The organism is Nonomuraea mesophila (assembly GCF_004352805.1).
Classification (GTDB): Bacteria; Actinomycetota; Actinomycetes; order Streptosporangiales; family Streptosporangiaceae; genus Nonomuraea; species Nonomuraea longispora.
Window position 1 is genome coordinate 37,728 of sequence record NZ_SMLD01000043.1, and the last position, 17,896, is coordinate 55,623.

Below are 17,896 nucleotides of genomic sequence, written 5' to 3' on the forward strand. Positions count from 1 at the left end.
GGGAAGGCGGATGACCACGGACGCTCCCCGGACGATCCGGGATCTCCCGCAGCGGAAAGGCAGCCGCCGATGAACGCCGACGGCGACGACCCACTCCAGGCGTTCATCGCCGCCCTGAGCGAGCTGCGCGCCGACGTCGGCACCCCGCCCTATCGCGAGCTGCAACGGCTGAACCCCGCGAAGCTGCCGTCCAGCACCGTGCACGGCCTCCTGGAGGGCGAGCGCCGCCGCCCGCCGGCCTGGCCGCTGGTCGACGCCTACGTCCGCGCCTGCCTCGCGTACGGGCGCCGCCACGGGGTGGAGCTCGCCTCCGACGAGGCGGAGTTCCTCGACACCTGGCTCGGGCGGCACAAGGCGCTGTCGGCGGCCGTCAGCCAGACGCCCGAGCCGCCTCAGGACGACGCGGAGGACTCCCGGCCGCGGATCATGGGCGGCAGGCCACCGGCCAGGGGCCACTTCTCCGGCCGCCATGCGCTGATGGCGGAGCTGGAGGCCAAGATGGCCGCGCAGACCGACTGGCCGGTGTGCCTGCTGGGGCCGGGCGGCCACGGCAAGACCCAGCTCGCGTCCGAGTACATTCACCGGCACTCGTCGAGGTACTCGATCGTTTTCTGGATCAGGGCCGAGCCGCCGACGCAGATCAGGACCGACCTGGCCACGCTGGGCAAACAGCTCGTCCACGGCGCCGGTGAGGCGGAGATCGTGGCCGAGACGCTGAAGCTGCTGCGGGAGGATCCCGGTTGTGCGCCGTGGCTGCTCGTCTTCGACAACGCCGGGCATCCCGACACCCTCGGTGCGTTCCTGCCGCACGGCGGGCCGGGGCACGTGCTCATCACCTCGCGTGACCCCGCCTGGGACGAAGTGGCCGCGGCCATCGAGGTCGGGGTGTTCGACCGCGAGGACAGCGTCGAGCTGCTCACCTGGCGCGTCCCCGGGATCTCCGCCGAGGAGGCGGCCCGGGTGGCCGAGGAACTCGGCGACCTGCCGCTCGGCATCGTCCAGGCGGGCAGCTACATGAAGAGCTCCGGCCTGACGCCCGGTGCCTACGTCGCGCGGCTGCGCCAGCAGCCGGGACGTGTGCTCGACGAGCTCCCGCCGGTCGACTACGGGCGCGGCCTCGCCTCGGCGTGGGCCCTCGGCTTCGAGACGCTCGGGCAGACCCACCCGGAGGCGCTCCACCTACTCCAGCGCTGCGCCTTCCTGCGGCCGGAGTCGATCTCGCGCCACCTGCTGCTCCAGGGGAGCCTGCCCCTGTCGGGCGGCACGGTCGGCGTGTTCCAGGACCCGGTGCTGGCCGACACCGCGATCAGGATGCTCACCCGGTACGGGTTCATGAGGCTGGCGAGCCAGGGCACCGTCCAGATGCACCGCCTGCTCCAGACGACGATCAGGAAGCGGTTGTCCGACGCGGAGAGCGAGCGGGTCCGGCATGACGTGCACCTGCTGCTGGCCGGGTCCGACTGCGGGGATCCGGAGAACCGTGCGGCGCTTGCCCGCTACGCCGAGCTGGCCGGCCATGCGGAGGCGTCGTCCCTGGCCGGCTGCGCCGACCGTGACGTGCGGGCGTTCGTGGCCAAGCTCGTCCGGTACTTCCAGGTGATCGGCGACGCCGAGAGCGCCGAACGGTACGCCGGCGCCGAGCTGGCCGCCTCACCGCCGGCGGCGGGCGGGACCGCCCCCGAACCCGTGCCCGTCCCGCCCGTGCGGCGCGGCACGCTCATGGCCAGGACCATGGAGGGCGACGACTGGCCCCGGCTGATCTACCGGGTGACCACGGGCGACTGCACCCCGGTCGTCGGCCCCGGCATCTCACGGCGCAAGGCCGCCAGGGTGCGGGCGCTGAGCTGGGAGTGGGCCGGCCGGCTCGGCTATCCGTTCCCGGACGCCTGGAACTTCGAGTCCGTGCTCGACTACGCGGTGACGCTGCCGGACCGGGCGGCCATGGCCGAGGAACTGCTGGCCGCCCTGCGCGACGAATGGGAGCGGCCCGACGACGAGGAGGACCCCTACGCGTTCCTGGCGGAGATCCCGGCCACCTCCTACCTCACCACCGCCTACCACGACCAGCTCACGAAGGCGCTGCTCCGGGCGGGCAGGGAACCCGTGGTGAAGGTGCCGCCGTGGCGGCCGGAGCTCTCCGTCACCGAGCCGGTGGTCGCCCCCACGCCAGAACGACCGCTGGTGTGCCACCTGGCGGGATCGTACGACGTACCGGGCTCGCTGGTGTTGTCGGAGCGCGACCGTGTCAGGTGCCTGCGCGTGGAGTACGGGAAATGGTCGGCCGACATCCTCGGGGCGCTGGTCACGTACCCGTTCCTGATGCTCGGCCACAACCCGCGGTCGGCGTCGTACGGGATGCTGATGTCCCTCCTGGCGGGCGTCTCGCCTTCCAGGAGGAACACCGTCGTCCTGCACGACCCCGATCCCGGCGGGATGGACGAATCCGCCAGGGGATATCACCTCGCCAGGATCGCCCGGCTCAACATGCGCGCGGCCGTCTGGTGGGGCGACGCCCGCGCGTTCATCCAGGAACTGTCACACCGTCTGGAGTCGGCGGCGTGAGGCCGTTGCGGCGCCGCCACTCCTCCCGGTGGGCGGCCGCGTCCTCGCGGGCCTTCTCGATGGCCGCGTCGGAGACCTCCTCGTCGCGCCACGCCGCCAGGGTCGCGGCCATCCCGGCGACGAAACGCTCGCCGCGCGGGGTGAGGTAGCCGCTCGCGGCGATCTCCCGGGTGGCGCCCTCCGCGGCCTCGCGCCAGCGGTAGAACTCGGCGGTCGCGGCCAGCGCCGCCTCGCCGTGTTCGAGCAGCCGCTGCCTGCGCCAGAAGCCGCTGACGCCGACATAGGCGTAGGCCCCCTGGAACAGCCCGCCCAGCGGGCGCGGATCGTCACGCCACGGCGCGTAGTAGCGGTTGTCGCCCGACGGGCGCAGCAGCGGGACGACGTCGAGCAGCGCCGACAACTTCCCGTGCTGGACCTCGTGGGCGAACGTGAGCGCGAGCGTCGTCGCGTCGGGCGGCGTGGACAGCGCGACGCAGCCGAACGCCTCGCGGGAGCTGCCGCTGATCTGGTCGCCGGGGACGTCGGTCAGTGGCGTCAGCACGCGCGTGACGGCGCAGACCTCGGCGGCGATGGTCCAGTGGTGGTCGACCAGCAGTTCCCAGGCCCCCCGCAGGGCGGCACGCCACAGGTCGAGCTCCTCGCCGGACAACCGCCGCGCGAACAGGCGTGCTCCCGGCATCCGGTAGGGGTCGAGGTCGTCCACGCACAGGGCGACACGCCGCCCGCCCGACATCGTCGACAGAACGCGCAGCGCCTCCCAGCCGGGCCCGTCGACGTGGGGGTCGTCGGGGATCCTGACCGTCTCGCCGGCCGAGATGACCTCCGCGGGCCCGCCCTCCCGCCGGACGAGCGCGGTCGGGCCGGCGCACAGGGCGCGGCCGAGCGAGGGCAGCATGGCGCCGCCGTCCTCGACGGGCACCTCGATCGAGAAGTCCATCCCCGCCCGTACGGCGGCCGCGGCCGCGACCGCCGCGAGCCGCGCAGGGGAATGGCCGTCCACCGACCTGGACAGGGCGTGGTAGGTGCGCCAGGCCCAGGCGCCCACGGCAGGGTGGCGCAGCACGGCGTCCGCCGCCTCCTTGTGGTGCTGCTGCGCCCGCTTGAGCAGCGCGTACGCCCGCGCGGCCGGACCGGCCCCTGGATGTCCTGCGGTGCGCGCGGCGGTGGCCACTCCGTGCACGAGCAGCACGTGTTTGCTGTACTGGGCGCGCGCCAGTAGGTGAGCCGCCTCGGCGCCGCCCGCGCCCGCTGCCAGCGCCAGGAAGTGCTCCTCCGGGATGACGTGGTGCTTGAGACTCATCGGCGGCCTTCCAGGAGTGCGGCGACGTCATGCTCGACCACGCCGCGGATGTGAGTGATGAGGCGGAACAGGTCCCGGCAGTAGACCGACGGGTTGACGAACCCGCTGCCGGGGTCGTAGCGGTGCGCGTAGAGGCCGCCGCCGCAGACCGGCACGATGGGGCAGTCCTGGCAGGCGGTCGCGAGGGAGTCGCGGCCGAGCTGGCGGGCCATGACGGCCGGATGCCGCAGGACGGCGTCGAAGGTGTCGCGGGCGACGTGGAAGCCGGTGTCGGGTGCGCCCGGGTAGGCCGACTTCAGCGTGTCGGACTGCTGGATGGCGCCGTCGGCCTCGATGACCACCATCCTCGCGGGGCTCAGGCCGACCGCCTCGCTCGACGACGCGCCGCCCATGAGCAGCCGCAGGACGTCGTCGAAGAGCCGGACCTCCGTCTCGCGGCGCGGCGCGGCGTACCAGCGGTCGAAGATCGGGATGAGCCAGTCGGCGTACGGCGTGCCGCCGTCGCCCAGCCCGGGCGGCGGCTCCGCCCAGTTGCCGTGCGGCAGCAGGAAGTCGATCCTGGGCGGCCGCGACTCCAGCAGCGCCTCGTAGGTCGCGATGGGGTCGTTGCGCGCGTCGACGGTGCAGAGCAGGCCGCCGAACAGGTGACGGTAACGGCCGCCGAGCAGGCCGAGCGCGGCGGTGACCGTGGCGTGGCTGCCCCGGCCGTCGGCCCGCCGCCGGTGCCGGTCGTGGCCCGCGGCGTCGCCGTCGAGGCTGACGCCCACGCGGACGCCGAGCTCGTCGAACAACCGCAGGAACTCCTCGTCCAGGCGCATGGCGTTGGTCTGCAGGCTGACGTCGAGGCGGACGTCGGGGCCCAGCGCCTGCCTGACGGCCTGGACGGTGTGGGCGATGTGGCCGGGGCCGGCGAGGAGTGGCTCCCCGCCGTGCAGGATCAGGTGGACGGAGGGCATCCGGTGCGCGTGAGCGTGCTCGGCGATGCGGGAGGCCGTGTGCGCGATGACGCTCTTGGACGCCCGTCGCGGCTGGGATTTCCAGCTCTGGTCGGCCATTTCATAGACATAACAGTAATCGCAGCTTAGATCGCATCTGCTGTGTAGTTTCAGGATGAACTGGCACAAAGGCCACGGCTGCCACCCGTCAGGGAGTGGAGCCGCGATCCGGGGCTTCAGGTTGCCCAGCCAGAATCCTTTCGGGCGTGACACACGAGCGAAACTATCGCCCGCGGGCGGCGCTGTGCATGAGGTCGCGGCTGCGCCCAGCGCGGCGCTTGCGTGCGGTGCGGAGTGTCCTCCGGGTACACGATCACACCGTCCGGGGTCTTTGGCGGGTTCGGTGTCGATTGCGGCTTTCCTTACTCCCCGCACTACCCGATTGCGCTAACTTGAGTAAGAAATGATCTACCGTGGAGGTCGGGGAAATGGTGGAGCAGAAGCCTAACGGAGCGGCGGGCATCGACGTCACCAGGCCGAGTGTCGCCCGCATGTACGACTACTACCTCGGAGGGAAGGACAACTTCGAGGTGGACCGGGAGGCCGTGCGCCAGGTCGAGAAGGCCATGCCGGAGATCCGCCGGCTCGCCCAGGAGAACCGCGCGTTCCTGCGCCGCGCCGTGCGCCACATGGCCCGCCAGGGTGTCCGGCAGTTCATCGACATCGGCTCCGGCCTGCCGACCGTGGGCAACACCCACCAGATCGCCCAGGAGATCACCCCCGACGCCCGCGTGGTCTACGTCGACAACGACCCGGTGGTGCTGCAGCACGGCCGTGCGCTGCTGGCGACCGACGACAACACCAGCGTGGCCGCTGCCGACATGCGGCGCCCCGCCGACGTGCTCGGGCATCCAGAAACGGTCAAGCTGATCGACTTCAACGAGCCGGTCGGCGTCCTCATGATCGCCATGGTGCACTTCCTCACACTGGACGAACGCGGCCCGATCATGCGCCAGCTGCTCGACGCCCTGCCGTCCGGCAGCCACCTCACGGCCACCCACGTCACCACCGAGAACCACCCGCCGGAGGCGGTCGCGCAGATCGAGGCCGTGTACGCCAGGACGCCGACGCCGATCTTCTTCCGCGAGCGCGAGGAGATCGCTCGCTTCTTCGACGGCTTCGACCTGGTCGAGCCGGGCCTGGTGACCATCGACGCCTGGCACCCGGACCCCTCCGACCCGGCTCCGCAGGCCACGAAGTGGCTCTACGGCGGTGTCGGCCGCAAGGCCTGACGCCCCGGCGCTCCGGACCTCTCCCGCACGACCTGCAGCCCGCATGTGAACCATGCGGGCTTATGCAGCTTCCGTATTGAAGAAATCTTCAATTGCCGACATTATGTGTTGCATTGCTGCTCAAGGGTCGGAGCATGGAGTCACCTGACCAGGGAGCACGGGGTCACCGTGGAGCCCGGCGACGAAGGGATCGTGACGGCGACCCGCGAGGGCGCCACCGTCGTCTACGTCCTGAGCAGCGGAGACGTGGCCGAGCTGATGCGTTCGGCACGCCGGATCCTCACCGACGTGATCGCCGGACAGGGCAAGCTGCTGGCCGAGCTCCGGGACGCCGAGACCAGGCGCCCGCCTCCCTGACGACCTGCCCGGCCCCGCGGAGCTCGCGAGCGTCGCCGCCGACGTGGCGGAGATCTCCGAGCTCGCGCTCAGGCACACGCGCGGCACGATCGTGCACCGGGTGCAGCTGGGCGCCGGCGGCGGGCGGGAGCGGATCAAGGTCGTCGATCCGTCGTTCTTCAACTGGCCGGCGCTGCCGCTCGCGCTCAAGGGGGCGATCGTGCCGGACTTTCCGCTGGTCAACAAGAGCTTCAACCTGTCGTACGCGGGCAACGACCTGTAATTTCCACCGTTTAGGTGGCTTTCGTTCACTAATGTTTGCCCGCATGGGAATGCCGATCAACAACCCGTCGGGCCAGGGGGCTACCTGGGTGCCGCCGACCGACGTCGAAAGGGCCTTGTTCGAGGCCAAGTCGCGCGGCGACTGGGACGCCTACGTCAGCGTCCTGCTCGGCGTCGACACGTTCTCCTACAAGCCGAAGGACCGGGTCGACAACCGCAAGCTGGTGGTCAACTGGCTGCCCGAGCAGGGCCCCGAGGGCAAGGAATGCCTGGTCGTCTACACGCGGGGCGAGCTGCCGCAAAGGCGGCACGACGCCGTCGCCTGCGAGGTCTCGCTGCCCTTCCCGCCCGAGGAATGGTGGGGCGGCGAGCTGCAGGGGATGCTGGTCAACCCGGGGAGCCCGTCGGGGACGTACTTCCCCGACGCCAAGCGCAAGCGCCGGCACTGGAAGTCGCTGAAGAAGAGTGTCCCGAAGCGCGGGCACGACGCCGACCAGCTGCTCACCAAGTACACCGGCCCCCTGCACGGGCCGCTCGCCCACGGGCTGGCCTGCGGCGGGCACCTCGCCGTGCACAACGGGGTGATCTGGAACGAGGTCGGCGACGTCTACAGCCACTACGAGGGCGACGTCGAGACCCTGCGCGAGTCCTGGGGCGTCACCGACAGGTCCGGCTGGCAGACGCAGGTCACCGCCCTGCTGGAGGGCCGCAACAGCCCGGTCGAGCCGGAGTTCCTGCTCCAGGTGAGAGACGACCTGTCCCGCCAGTACCCCGGCTCGCACCGCGACCCGTCGATGTGGCAGCAGGCGGCGGCCGGCGTGCTGACCCAGAAGGGCATGGGCCCGCCCGGCATCGACGCCATGATGCAGCTGATCGCCCGGATCGTCCGCTACGAGGACCGCTTCCGCGCCGACGGCATCCTGCCGCCCGACGGGTACGTGAGCTCGGCCCTCGGCTACGACTTCGGCCGGGCGGTCAACTTCGCCCGCTGGGGGCTCAGCGCCAGGTTCGCGGAGCCGTACGAGGTGGAGCAGGTGGTGGCCAAGGCCGGCGAGCTGACCCGGCAGGTGTACGGGACGTGGGAGTCGTTCTCCGCCGGATACATCCTGGGTCGGGTGCTGCGCTTCGACGAGGAGGCGTTCGGCCACATGTACGAGTCCGCGCTCACTCCGCACCGCATCCTCACCCAGGACCCCGGCAGCCCGTGGCGGAACATCCCGTTCGCCCTCGATGCTCCTCGTTAGCGCGAGTCAGGCGGAGTGCTCGGCTCGGTCGGCCTCCTCCTTGGTCCTGTGCACGGCCCCGTCAGCGTGTTCCGGCGGGCCGTACACCGTGTAGAGGACCAGAGGGTTCACACCGGTGTTGACGAAGTTGTGCCGCGTCCCGGCAGGGACGGCCACCAGGTCGCCCTGCCGTACCTCTCTCGTCTCTCCGCCCACCCGCGCCTCGCCCACGCCTGAGACGAACGTCAGGATCTGGTCGATGCCCTCGTGGACCTCATCACCGATCTCACCGCCCGGCGGGATCGTCATGATCACCAGCTGGCTCTTCTCTCCCGTCCACAACACGCGGCGGAAGTCGGCGCTCTCCTCGGCGACGGTCGCGATCGTGAAATGGTGCACGGTCATCTCCTGCTCCAGGGTTCGTACGGGCCCTTCTCCTGCCTGATCGCGGGGCCCGCTAAACCCTCATCGCAGCAATGGCCCTCCCGCACTCCCTGTTACGTAACGGGTACAGCGGACCGAACCGAGGTGCCACGCTAAGCGCACGGGCTTTACATGCGCTTTCGAAGCGATTCAGAAGGCCCGATCGCCAGGGGGAGCAGGCAATCGAACGGAACCACGGGGGATGACATGACAACACCGATGGAATTCCGGATCCTCGGGCCACTGGAGGCGAGCTGCCTGGGGCGTCCGGTCAAGCTGGGCGGCCCGCGGCCGCGCTCACTGCTCGCCGCCCTGCTGCTCGACGCCGGGCGCATCGTGCCGCTCGACCGGCTGGTGTCCGCGGTCTGGGGGGAACACCTGCCGGGGTCGGCACGCAACCAGATCGCGATCCACATCCACGCGCTGCGCAAGGCCGTCAGGGCCGCCGGTCGCGAGGCGGAGCTGATCGTCACCGAGCAGGTCGGCTACCGCCTGCTCACCGACGGCGTGTGGCTGGACGCGTACGAGGCCCGGCAGCAGGCCGGCGCCGCCCGGCGGGCGGAACGTCCCGAGGAGGCGTCGGCCGCGCTGGCGAAGGCGCTCGACCTGTGGCGCGGCCCGGTGCTGTCCGAGATCGACTCCACCGAGATCGCCGCCGCCGCCCGCGGCCTGGAGAACACCCGGCTCGACATCGCCGAGGAGTGGGCCGACGCGGAGCTGGCCTGCGGCCGTGCCCGCGAGGTCGTGGGCCGGCTGTCCGTGCTGGTGGAGGAGCACCCGCTGCGCGAAGGGCTGCGCGAACGGCTGATGCTGGCGCTGTGGCGCTCGGGGCGGCAGGCCGACGCGCTGGAGACGTACCAGCAGGGGCGCAGGCGCCTGCTGGACGAGCTCGGCCTGGAGCCTGGACAGGCCCTTCGCGACCTCCAGCAGTCGATCCTGGCCGGCCCACCCGCCGCCGGGACGACGCGCCGGCGCACAACGGCCGTTCGGCCCCGCACGAATCCCACCGCACCGCCCAACCCGACCACCACACCGCCCGGCCCGGCCGTCGCGCCATCCATCCCGACCACCACGCTGCCCAGCCCGACCACCACCGCACACGCCGGAGCGCCCGCTTCCAGGCCCGGCGCGCCCGTTCCTGCGCCGGGCTGCTCCACCACACCGACGGGCACGAGCGGCCGGCCCGCTACGGCGCTCATGGTCCGGCCGGCGCAGTTGCCGCCCGCCGTCTCCGCGTTCGTGGGCCGTACGTCGCAGCTCCGGATGCTCGACCGGTTGACGCGGCCGGGCGAGGACGGCCTGCCGGTGGCCGTGATCAGCGGGGCCGCGGGGGTGGGCAAGACCTCGCTCGCCCTGCGGTGGGCGCATGAGGCGGCCGACCGGTTCCCCGACGGTCAGCTGTACACGAACCTGCACGGCTACGACCGCAACCGCAGGTCGGCGGAGCCGTCGGCCGTACTGGAGCGGTTCCTGCGCGCGCTCGGGGTCCCGGGGCGGGATGTCCCGTCCACGGTGGAGGAGCGGGCCGCGTTGTTCCGCAGCGCCGTGAGCGGCAAGCGGGTGCTGGTCGTGCTGGACAACGCGGCGTCGGCCGCGCAGGTGCGCCCGCTGCTGCCCGGAACACCCGGCTGCTGCGTGGTCGTCACCTCGCGACGCCGGCTGGAGGGGCTGACCGTGAGCCACGGCGCGCTGCAGGTGCCGTTGGACGTCCTGACCGAGAAGGAGTCGGTCGAACTGCTCGAACGGGTGGTGGGCACCGAGCGGGTGTCGGCCGAGCAGGGGGCGGCGACCCGGCTGGTGGAGCTGTGCGACAGGTCGCCGCTGCCGCTGCGCATCGCGGCGGCCAAGCTGACGGCGCGGCCGCGGTGGTCGCTGACCGAGATGGTCGAGCGGCTGGCCTGCGAGCACAACCGGCTGGACCATCTCAGTCGCGGCGACTTCGAGGTCAGGGCCGGCATCGAGCTGTCCTGCCGGGAGTTGTCGGCGCGCGCCGCCCTGGCCTTCCGCTGGCTCGCGATGGTGGACGCCCCGTGCGGGTTCGCGCCGTGGCTGGCGGCGGCGCTGCTGGACACGTCGGTCCAGGAGGCGGAGCAGTTGCTCGAACAGCTGGTGGACGCGCAGCTGCTGCAGCCGCTCGGGAGCGACGGAGCCGGCCAGCCGCGCTACCGCTTCCATGACCTGATCCGGCTGTACGCCCGCGAGCAGGCCGAGGTCGAGGGCCCGCGCGACGCCGTGCCGGCCGCGCTGTGCCGCGTGTTCAGCGGGCTGCTCGGCCTGGCGGAGCAGGCACGCGAGATCCGCTACGACACCCGGTACCCCAGGGTCCCGAGCAGCGACGCGCCACGCTGGCTGCCCGACAAGGCATCCTGGACGGCGTTGCTGAGCGACCCGCTGGCGTGGCTGGAGAGCGAGCGGCTGACGCTCGTCGCCGCGGTGTCACAGTGCGCCGATATGCGGCTCGCCGATCTGAGCCGCGACCTCGTGGCCAGTTACGTGCACCTTTTCGAGTCCCGTGCCTATTTCGCGGACTGGGAGGCCTGCGCGACCAGAGCCCTCGCAGCGTGCCGGGCCGCCTCCCACCTGCCGGGCCAGGCCGCCATGTTGTACTCGGTCGGCTCGCTCAACCTCGTCCTGCGGCGGCTTCCGCAGGCCGCCGGGTTCCTGTACCAGGCGCTCGACCTCTTCGAGCAACTCGACGACGGGCCCGGCCAGGCCATCGTGCTCCGCCACCTCGGCAGCGTCCATCTCATCCAGGGCGACCTCGGCAAGGGCAGGGCGGAGATCGAACGTGCCATGGAGCTGTTCGAGCGGTTCGGCGACAACGCCGCCCTGGCGCACGCCCTGGGCTTTGTCTCGCACGTGCACATGCTCGAGGACCGGCTGGAGGAGGCCGCACGCCTGCTGGATCGGGCGCTGGCCCTCACCGAGATACTCAACGTGAACAAGGCTCAGTTGCTCAAGCGCAGGGCGGAGGTCCGCCGCCGCCAAGGCCTGTACGCCGAGGCCATCAGGGACGGCGAGCAGGCGCTGGCCATCGCCATCGGCCTGAAGGACCTGGTGGGCCAGGCGTACACGCTGCACGCGCTGGGCGAGGCGCGGCTCGGCTGCGGGGAGCCGGCCGCCGCCGCCGAGGACCTGCAGCGGGCGTTGCGGTTCGCCCGGCAGGTGGGTGACAGGATGATCGAGGGCCGCGTCCTCCTCGCACTCGGGCACGTCGAGGGCGAGGGCGAGGGCGAGGAGAGCAGGCGATACTTCCGGCAGGCCGCGGCCGTCTTCGCCGACATCGGCGCCACGGGCTGGCACGAGGAGGCCGCCAAGGCGGCGGCCAAGGCGCCGCTCGCCGTGACGGCCTGAGGCCGACCGGTAACCTCTCCGTCCGACGATCACCGACACGGGGCGTGGCCTCGCTCATCGGACAGAGCCCCTAGCCGCGCCCCGAGGGGTCCTCGCCCCACCAGCCGCGACGGGCGGCTAGCAGTCCCGCCTGGAACCGGGTGCGCGCGCCGAGCCGCTCCATCATCTCGCTGACCCGCCGGTGCACCGTACGCAGGCTCACGCCGAGCTGGCGGGCCACGGCCTCGTCCTTGAGCCCGGCGGCCAGCAGCGTGAACAGTTCCGGGTCGGGAAGGTCCGCCGGTTCGCCGGAGGGTGCGTCGAGCGGCCGGGCCGGCAGCGGCAGCGCCGAGCGCCACAGCACCTCGAACAGGGCGACCAGCGCGTCGAGCAGCGTCGAGGAGTGCACGATGACCGCGCTGTCGGCGTGGGAGGACTCGTCGGTGCTCAGCGGCAGGATCGCGGTCCGGCGGTCGGCGATGGCCAGCTTCATCGGCACCTCGGGGCTGACCCTGGCCTGCTCGCCCGCGGCCACCGACTCCTGGGCGAGGCGCAGCTTGCCGGGGATCTCCAGGGCGGAGGCGTCGTAGATGCCGCGGACGACCACGCCGTGCGCGAGGCGCTCCATCTCCGCGACGTTCTGCTCGCCGGGGTCCTGCGCGTACGGTGGCCGGTCCAGCACCAGGACCTCCTCGGTCGCCGCCTGCTGCAGTTGCGTGAACCGCTGCACCACGGCCGCCCGGCCCTGGACCACCTCGACGAGCTCCTCGGGGGAGTCGTTCTCCGCACGCGGGGTCTCGGCGAGCATGGCCAGTGCCGCGAGCCGCGCCTGCGCCAGCCCTTCCTCCCTGCGCGAGATGAGGGCGGACACCGCCACGTCCGGACGGGTGGCGAGGAAGCGGACCGGGCGTCCCGCCATGCGGCTGACCAGCCCCAGCGCCTCCAGCCGGGCGAACGCGCGGCGCAGGGCCACCGTGGTGCGCCCGGTGTGCGCGGCCAGCTCGTGCAGGGTCGCGCGGGGCCGGCGCAGCAGGTCGCGATATATTTGCTCGTCCTCGGCGTCCACGCCGACGGCCGAGAGTGCGTTGTCATGCGGGTTCACGATCCGCAAGCATGTCATATTCATGAAATGTCGCAAAGCTGCCAATCGTTGAGCTGGCCTCGGCGATCCGCGCCCGGTAGGACGGGACATGAACCTTTTGCCGTTCCGCACCCATGCCTGCCAGGGAGGCAGCTTTGAAGAAGGCTCTCGCCATCGGGCTGACGGCCGCGCTCGCGGTCATGTCGGCCGCGGCACCCGCGTCGGCCGACGGTTCCGGCCGCTGGCATCAGCCCTCCTGCGAGACGGTCACCGGCGACGGCACGGTGACGTACACGCGGGACGAAGGCACAACCCTCACCCCGACCAGCAAGAAGCTGGAACCTGTCGTCTACACCCGCGGCCTGGTCGCGCTCGAGCGCCCTGACAGCCTGCTCTCCCTGTCCGGCAACCGGCTGTCGCGATCGTCCGACGCCGGCTGCACGTGGGAGCCGGTGGGCGAGGTGCCCGGCTCGAACGCCGAGCTGAGCGCGGCCCGCGGCGACCGGGCGTACGCGTGGGACCGCGCGGGCCACCTCTCGCTGGCCACGCCCGACGGGGTCACGCCGCTCACCTCGCCGGCCGGCAGGCTGGCCGGGCTCGGCGCCGACCGCCGCCACGGCGACCGCCTGCGGGTGGCCGACGCCGACGGGCAGTTGCACGAATCGCGTGACGGCGGGCGCACGTGGCGGTCCATCGGCGTGCCCGCCTGGGACAAGGACGACCTGCGCAGCGTCTACACGGCGGTGTTCGACCCGCACAACCTCAACCACGTGGTGCTGGGCGCGTCAGGCTCCGCCCGCGTCACCTTCAACGGCGGGCGCACCTGGACGACGCCGAAGGGGCTGAGCGCGACCGGTGCGAAGGTCAACGTGTTCAGCGCCGCGATCTCGCCCGCCTCGCCTAACGTCGTGTACGTGATGGGGCTCGACCTCGGCGAGCTGGAGGCGGGAGCGCCGTCCGGCGGCCGGCACATCTACCGTTCGTGGGACGGCGGCCGCCGCTTCATCCCCGTCGTGGACCAGGGCGACGGCATCACGATCCCCAACGGGCCACTGCTCGCCGCCCACCCGAGGGACCCGGGCGTGCTCTATTTCGTGTGGGGCACCGGATGGTCCTCGCTCGGCACCGACATCTACCGGTACGACTCCTGGCGCGAGCGCGTCACCACCCGGCACAACGCCTATGACCGGGTCACCGCGATCGCCTTCAACCCCGCCGACGCCGGCGTGATGTACCTCGGGTTGGCCGAGGAGGTCTGACCGTCCCGCAAGCACCACGGCGCCCGGCCGGCGCGCGAGCACCTCGGCGCCGGGCCGGCGCGCGAGCCGGCGCCCCGGCCACGTACGGGCTCGACCCCGGCCGGCACCGTCCGTCAGCGGTCCCGTGTGCCCACAGGCTGTGGACGCGGGCCGCCGAACACCCCGCGCAGCGCCCGCGGCGTCAGCACCTCCTCCGGCGGGCCCTGCGCGACCAGCCGGCCGCCGTCGAGCAGGAGGCAGTGGCCGGCTGCCATGGCCGCGGCCAGGTCGTGGGTGACGTGGACCACCGTGACACCGGCCGCGCTCTCCTCCTCGATGACGCCGCCGATGAGCCGGGCGGCCTCCATGTCCAGCCCCGTCGCGGGCTCGTCGAGCAGGAGCAGCTCCGGCTCCTGGGCGAGGCCCTGGGCGACGAGCGCACGCCGGCGCTGCCCGGCAGACAACGCGCCGAGTTGCCGCCCGCCCAGGTCGAGGATGCCCAGGCGGGACATGCAGGCGTCGACCACCGCCCGGTCGGCCGCCGTCAGCCGCCGCCACGGCCCGCGTAGCGCCCAGCGGCCCATCGCCACCGCGTCGCGGACCGTGAGCGGCAGGGCGTCGGGCGCCGCGCTGCGCTGAAGGACGTATCCAGGGCGGCGCCCCTCGCGTTCGACCCGGCCGCGCGCGGGTTCGACGACGCCGGCCAGCACGCCGAGCATCGTGGACTTGCCCGAGCCGTTCGGGCCGACGACGGCCGTGACCGCCGAGGCGGGCAGTCCGGCCGAGATTCCCTTCAGCACGACCCTGCGGCCGTATCCGGCCACGACGTCATGGATCGCGACGCCGTGCGTCATGGCGACCTCCTCTTGAAAACGACAACGGTTTTCATTGTAGTGTGGTTGCCCATGGAATGGTTGCTTGATCCCTTCCAGGTGTCATTTGTCCGGCAAGCGCTCTGGGCGGGCATCCTGGTCTCCCTCATCTGCGCGGTCGCGGGGACGTGGGTCGTGCTGCGCGGCATGGCCTTCCTCGGCGACGCGATGTCCCACGGGATGCTCCTCGGCGTGGCGCTCGCCTCGCTGGCGGGGGTGAACGTGCTCGTCGGCGCCCTGCTCAGCGCCGCCGGGATGGCGCTGGGCGTGAGCGTGCTCGGCAGGTCGCCGCGGTTGTCCCAGGACACCGCCATCGGCCTGCTGTTCGCCGGCATGCTGGCCCTCGGCGTGATCGTCGTCTCCCACTCCCGGTCGTTCGCCGTCGACCTGACCGCGTTCCTGTTCGGCGACGTGCTGGCGGTCGGCGGGGACGACCTGGCGGGCCTGGGCGCCGCGCTGGCGGTCACCGTCGCCGTGGCGGTGCTCGGCCACCGGGCGTTCGTCGCGCTCGCGTTCGATCCGCGCAAGGCCCACACGCTGGGGCTGCGCCCGCGCGCGGCTCAGGTGCTGCTGACCGGGCTGGTCACGGTCGCCATCGTCGCCTCGTTCCACATCGTGGGCACGCTGCTGGTCTTCGGGCTGCTCATCGCGCCGGCCGCCGCCGCGGCGCTGTGGGCGCGGGCCATCGTCACGATCATGCTCGGGGCGGCGCTGCTCGGGATCGTCTCGACCGTGACCGGGCTCGTCGTGTCGTGGCACGCGGCCACGGCGGCGGGCGCCACCATCGCCGCCGTCGCCGTGGGGTTGTTCTTCGTCTCGGCCGTGGCCGGCCTGCTCAGGCACCGGCTCACGGCCCGTACGCAGGCCGCGTCGTGAGGGCCCCCCTCGCCGCGGCCCTCGCCGGGCTGGTCCTGCTGGCCGGATGCGCGCGGCAACCGCTGCCGCACGAGCCCGCTCCCACGCCGCACGGCTACGTCGCGGGCGCGGAGGAGATGCCGGAGCCGCAGTCCCGGCTGCTGCTCGCCGGCGACCGGGCGGGGGCCGTACACGTGCTCGACCTGCTCACCGGCAAGGTGTCGCCGGTCGACGGCGTCGAGCAGGTCGAGAGCGTGACCGGCGACGGCCGCTTCGCCTACCTCACCACCGCCTCGGGCGAGCTCCGCGTGGTCGACACCGGCGCGTGGACCGTCGACCACGGCGACCACGTGCACTACTACCGTGCGGCGGCCCGCGGCCTCGGCACTCTGCGCGGGCGGCCCCCGTACACGGTCCACGCCGACGCCGCGGTGACCGCCGTGCGCTCGTCCGACGGCACGGTCAGGCTGCTCGACCGCGCCCGCATGGACAAGGGCGAGGCTGCGGAGACGGCCAGGTTCACGGCCGCGGTGGCGGTGCCGTACGCGGAGCACGTGGTCGCGGCCGTGGGCGGCGAGGTGCGGATCATGACGCGGGACGGCGAGCCCGGCCGGGTCGTCGGCGCGTGCGAGGACGCGGCGGGCGCGGCCGTGACCCGGCGCGGCGCCGTTCTCGGCTGCGCCCACGGCGCCCTGCTCGTCACCGAGGAGGACGGCAGGTTCGGCAGCGTACGGATCCCCTACCCCCGCGTGCCGTCCGCGGACCGGCGGGCCAGGGAGTTCCGGCACCGGCCCGGCAGCACGATCCTCGCGGCGAAGGCCGGCGACGCGGGCGTCTGGGTGCTCGACGTCACCGCCAGGACGTGGCGGCGGCTGACGACCGGGCCCGCCGTGGCGGTCAACGCCGCGGGGGACGGGATGCCGGTGCTGGTCCTGACCAGGGACGGGGTGCTGCACGCGTACGAACCCGGCTCCGGCGAGGAGCGGGCCAGGACCGAACTGCTCCGCACGCCGCTGACCGGGACGCCGGCCATCGAGGTCGACACCGCCCGCGCGTACGTCAACGACCCCGCGGGCCGGACCGTGCACGAGATCGACTACAACGACGGTCTCAGGCGTGCCCGCACGTTCGACCCCGGCTTCGCGCCCGCGCACATGACGGAGACCGGGCGATGAGGGCGTGCCGGGCCGTCTGCGCCCTGGTGACCGTCGTCCTGGTGACGCTGACCGGGTGCGCCGGCCAGGACGCGCGGGAGCCCCGGATCGTCGTCACCACCGACATCCTGGGCGACGTCACCCGCGCCGTCGCCGGCGGGCAGGCCGAGGTGACCGTGTTGATGAAGCCCGGCTCCGACCCGCACTCGTTCGGCGTCTCCGCCCAGGAGGCCGCGCTGATCGAACAGGCCGATCTGGTGGTGCACAACGGGCTCGGCCTGGAGGAGGGCGTCCTGCGCAACGTACGGGCCGCCGCGGACGCCGGCGTGCCCACCCTGGCCGTGGCCGAGGGCCTCGATCCGCTGCGCCTCACCGGCGACGGGCAGCTCGACCCCCACTTCTGGACCGACCCGCGGCGCATGGCCGGCGCCGTCGACCTGATCGCCGAGCAGGTGGTCGCCCACGTGGACGGCGCCGACCCGGCCGCCGTACGGGCCGCCGCCGGCGCCTACCGCACGCGGGTCGAACAGCTCGACGCCTGGGTGGCGGAGCAGGTCGCGACCGTCCCGCCCGCCGCCCGCAAGCTCGTCACCAACCACCACGTCTTCGGCTATTTCGCGCAGCGCTACGGCTTCGAGGTCGTCGGCGCGGTGATCCCCAGCGGCACCACCCTGGCCTCCCCCAGCGCCTCCGACCTGCACGCGCTGAAGCAGACCGTCCAGCGCACGCAGGTGAAGGCGATCTTCGCCGACGCCTCCCAGCCCGACCGGCTCGCGCGGGCGCTCGCCTCGGAGGCCGGCGTACGGGTCGAGGTCGTGCCCCTGTTCTCGGAGTCGCTGAGCGTGACGCCCGGCGCCACCACCTACCTCGACATGGTCCGCAGCAACACGAAAGCCATCGTCGACGGCCTCAACGGCCGCTGATCCCCCGAAGAAGAAAGGCACATCGTGACCCCCAGGACATCCGTTCCCGTACTGATCGCCGCCGCGGCCCTGCTGTCCGCCTGCGCT

The 17,896-nt window shown here is 72.6% G+C and carries 15 protein-coding genes; 10 read left to right on the forward strand and 5 right to left on the reverse strand.

The genetic code is table 11. The annotated features are described in order from the left end of the window. Nucleotides 1–69 precede the first annotated feature (69 nt). Entirely contained in the window at nucleotides 70–2,562 is a 2,493-nt protein-coding gene (fxsT, locus tag E1295_RS18495; protein ID WP_132631568.1) for an FxSxx-COOH system tetratricopeptide repeat protein, read from the forward strand. On the opposite strand, the gene E1295_RS18500 is transcribed toward fxsT, so the two are convergent. Next, the gene (locus tag E1295_RS18500) at nucleotides 2,522–3,862 is read right to left on the reverse strand and encodes an HEXXH motif domain-containing protein (protein ID WP_132631569.1); all 1,341 of its coding nucleotides are present in this window, start codon (nucleotides 3,860–3,862) and stop codon (nucleotides 2,522–2,524) included. The two genes, fxsT and E1295_RS18500, sit on opposite strands and share 41 nt — an antisense overlap. Then, the gene (locus E1295_RS18505; RefSeq protein WP_166427290.1) at nucleotides 3,859–5,070 is read right to left on the reverse strand and encodes an FxsB family cyclophane-forming radical SAM/SPASM peptide maturase; all 1,212 of its coding nucleotides are present in this window, start codon (nucleotides 5,068–5,070) and stop codon (nucleotides 3,859–3,861) included. Before E1295_RS18505 ends, E1295_RS18500 begins: the two co-directional genes overlap by 4 nt. Nucleotides 5,071–5,270: 200 nt before the next feature. Between E1295_RS18505 and E1295_RS18510 the strand changes: the two genes are divergently transcribed. The 4 genes from E1295_RS18510 to E1295_RS18525 all read left to right on the forward strand — a co-directional run bounded on the left by E1295_RS18510 (nucleotide 5,271) and on the right by E1295_RS18525 (nucleotide 7,951). After that, nucleotides 5,271–6,089, forward strand: coding sequence for an SAM-dependent methyltransferase (locus E1295_RS18510; protein ID WP_246080118.1), 819 nt, complete (start codon nucleotides 5,271–5,273; stop codon nucleotides 6,087–6,089). Between the two features lie 168 nt (nucleotides 6,090–6,257). Next, nucleotides 6,258–6,446, forward strand: coding sequence for a hypothetical protein (locus tag E1295_RS18515; RefSeq protein WP_246080119.1), 189 nt, complete (start codon nucleotides 6,258–6,260; stop codon nucleotides 6,444–6,446). Between the two features lie 43 nt (nucleotides 6,447–6,489). Beyond that, entirely contained in the window at nucleotides 6,490–6,708 is a 219-nt protein-coding gene (locus tag E1295_RS18520; protein ID WP_220448782.1) for a hypothetical protein, read from the forward strand. 43 nt (nucleotides 6,709–6,751) lie between these two features. Continuing rightward, entirely contained in the window at nucleotides 6,752–7,951 is a 1,200-nt protein-coding gene (locus E1295_RS18525) for a DUF1266 domain-containing protein (protein ID WP_166427291.1), read from the forward strand. A 6-nt stretch (nucleotides 7,952–7,957) separates the two neighbouring features. On the opposite strand, the gene E1295_RS18530 is transcribed toward E1295_RS18525, so the two are convergent. Then, nucleotides 7,958–8,335, reverse strand: coding sequence for a cupin domain-containing protein (locus tag E1295_RS18530; RefSeq protein ID WP_220448783.1), 378 nt, complete (start codon nucleotides 8,333–8,335; stop codon nucleotides 7,958–7,960). 237 nt (nucleotides 8,336–8,572) lie between these two features. On the opposite strand from E1295_RS18530, the gene E1295_RS18535 reads away from it, so the two are divergent. After that, nucleotides 8,573–11,707: an AfsR/SARP family transcriptional regulator gene (locus E1295_RS18535; RefSeq protein WP_166427292.1), complete on the forward strand. Its 3,135-nt coding sequence runs from the start codon at nucleotides 8,573–8,575 to the stop codon at nucleotides 11,705–11,707. Between the two features lie 70 nt (nucleotides 11,708–11,777). On the opposite strand, the gene E1295_RS51890 is transcribed toward E1295_RS18535, so the two are convergent. Then, nucleotides 11,778–12,788 (reverse strand): helix-turn-helix transcriptional regulator, encoded by a 1,011-nt coding sequence (locus tag E1295_RS51890; RefSeq protein WP_281284760.1) that lies wholly within the window; start codon nucleotides 12,786–12,788, stop codon nucleotides 11,778–11,780. A gap of 134 nt (nucleotides 12,789–12,922) precedes the next feature. Between E1295_RS51890 and E1295_RS18545 the strand changes: the two genes are divergently transcribed. Beyond that, nucleotides 12,923–14,026, forward strand: a complete 1,104-nt coding sequence (locus E1295_RS18545; RefSeq protein WP_132631573.1) for a WD40/YVTN/BNR-like repeat-containing protein — start codon at nucleotides 12,923–12,925, stop codon at nucleotides 14,024–14,026. A 113-nt stretch (nucleotides 14,027–14,139) separates the two neighbouring features. Here the strand turns inward: E1295_RS18545 and aztA are convergent, their stop codons facing one another. Next, complete coding sequence (gene aztA, locus E1295_RS18550; RefSeq protein WP_132631574.1) at nucleotides 14,140–14,859, reverse strand: zinc ABC transporter ATP-binding protein AztA; 720 nt, start codon at nucleotides 14,857–14,859, stop codon at nucleotides 14,140–14,142. A 51-nt stretch (nucleotides 14,860–14,910) separates the two neighbouring features. Between aztA and aztB the strand changes: the two genes are divergently transcribed. The 3 genes from aztB to aztC are packed head-to-tail and all read left to right on the forward strand — an operon-like array spanning nucleotide 14,911 to nucleotide 17,809. Continuing rightward, entirely contained in the window at nucleotides 14,911–15,753 is an 843-nt protein-coding gene (gene aztB / locus E1295_RS49670) for a zinc ABC transporter permease AztB (RefSeq protein ID WP_132631575.1), read from the forward strand. After that, the gene (locus E1295_RS49675) at nucleotides 15,750–16,907 is read left to right on the forward strand and encodes a PQQ-binding-like beta-propeller repeat protein (RefSeq protein ID WP_132631576.1); all 1,158 of its coding nucleotides are present in this window, start codon (nucleotides 15,750–15,752) and stop codon (nucleotides 16,905–16,907) included. The genes aztB and E1295_RS49675 overlap by 4 nt, the downstream gene beginning before the upstream one ends. After that, nucleotides 16,904–17,809, forward strand: coding sequence for a zinc ABC transporter substrate-binding protein AztC (gene aztC, locus E1295_RS18565; protein ID WP_132631577.1), 906 nt, complete (start codon nucleotides 16,904–16,906; stop codon nucleotides 17,807–17,809). The genes E1295_RS49675 and aztC overlap by 4 nt, the downstream gene beginning before the upstream one ends. The last annotated feature ends 87 nt before the right edge of the window (nucleotides 17,810–17,896 follow it).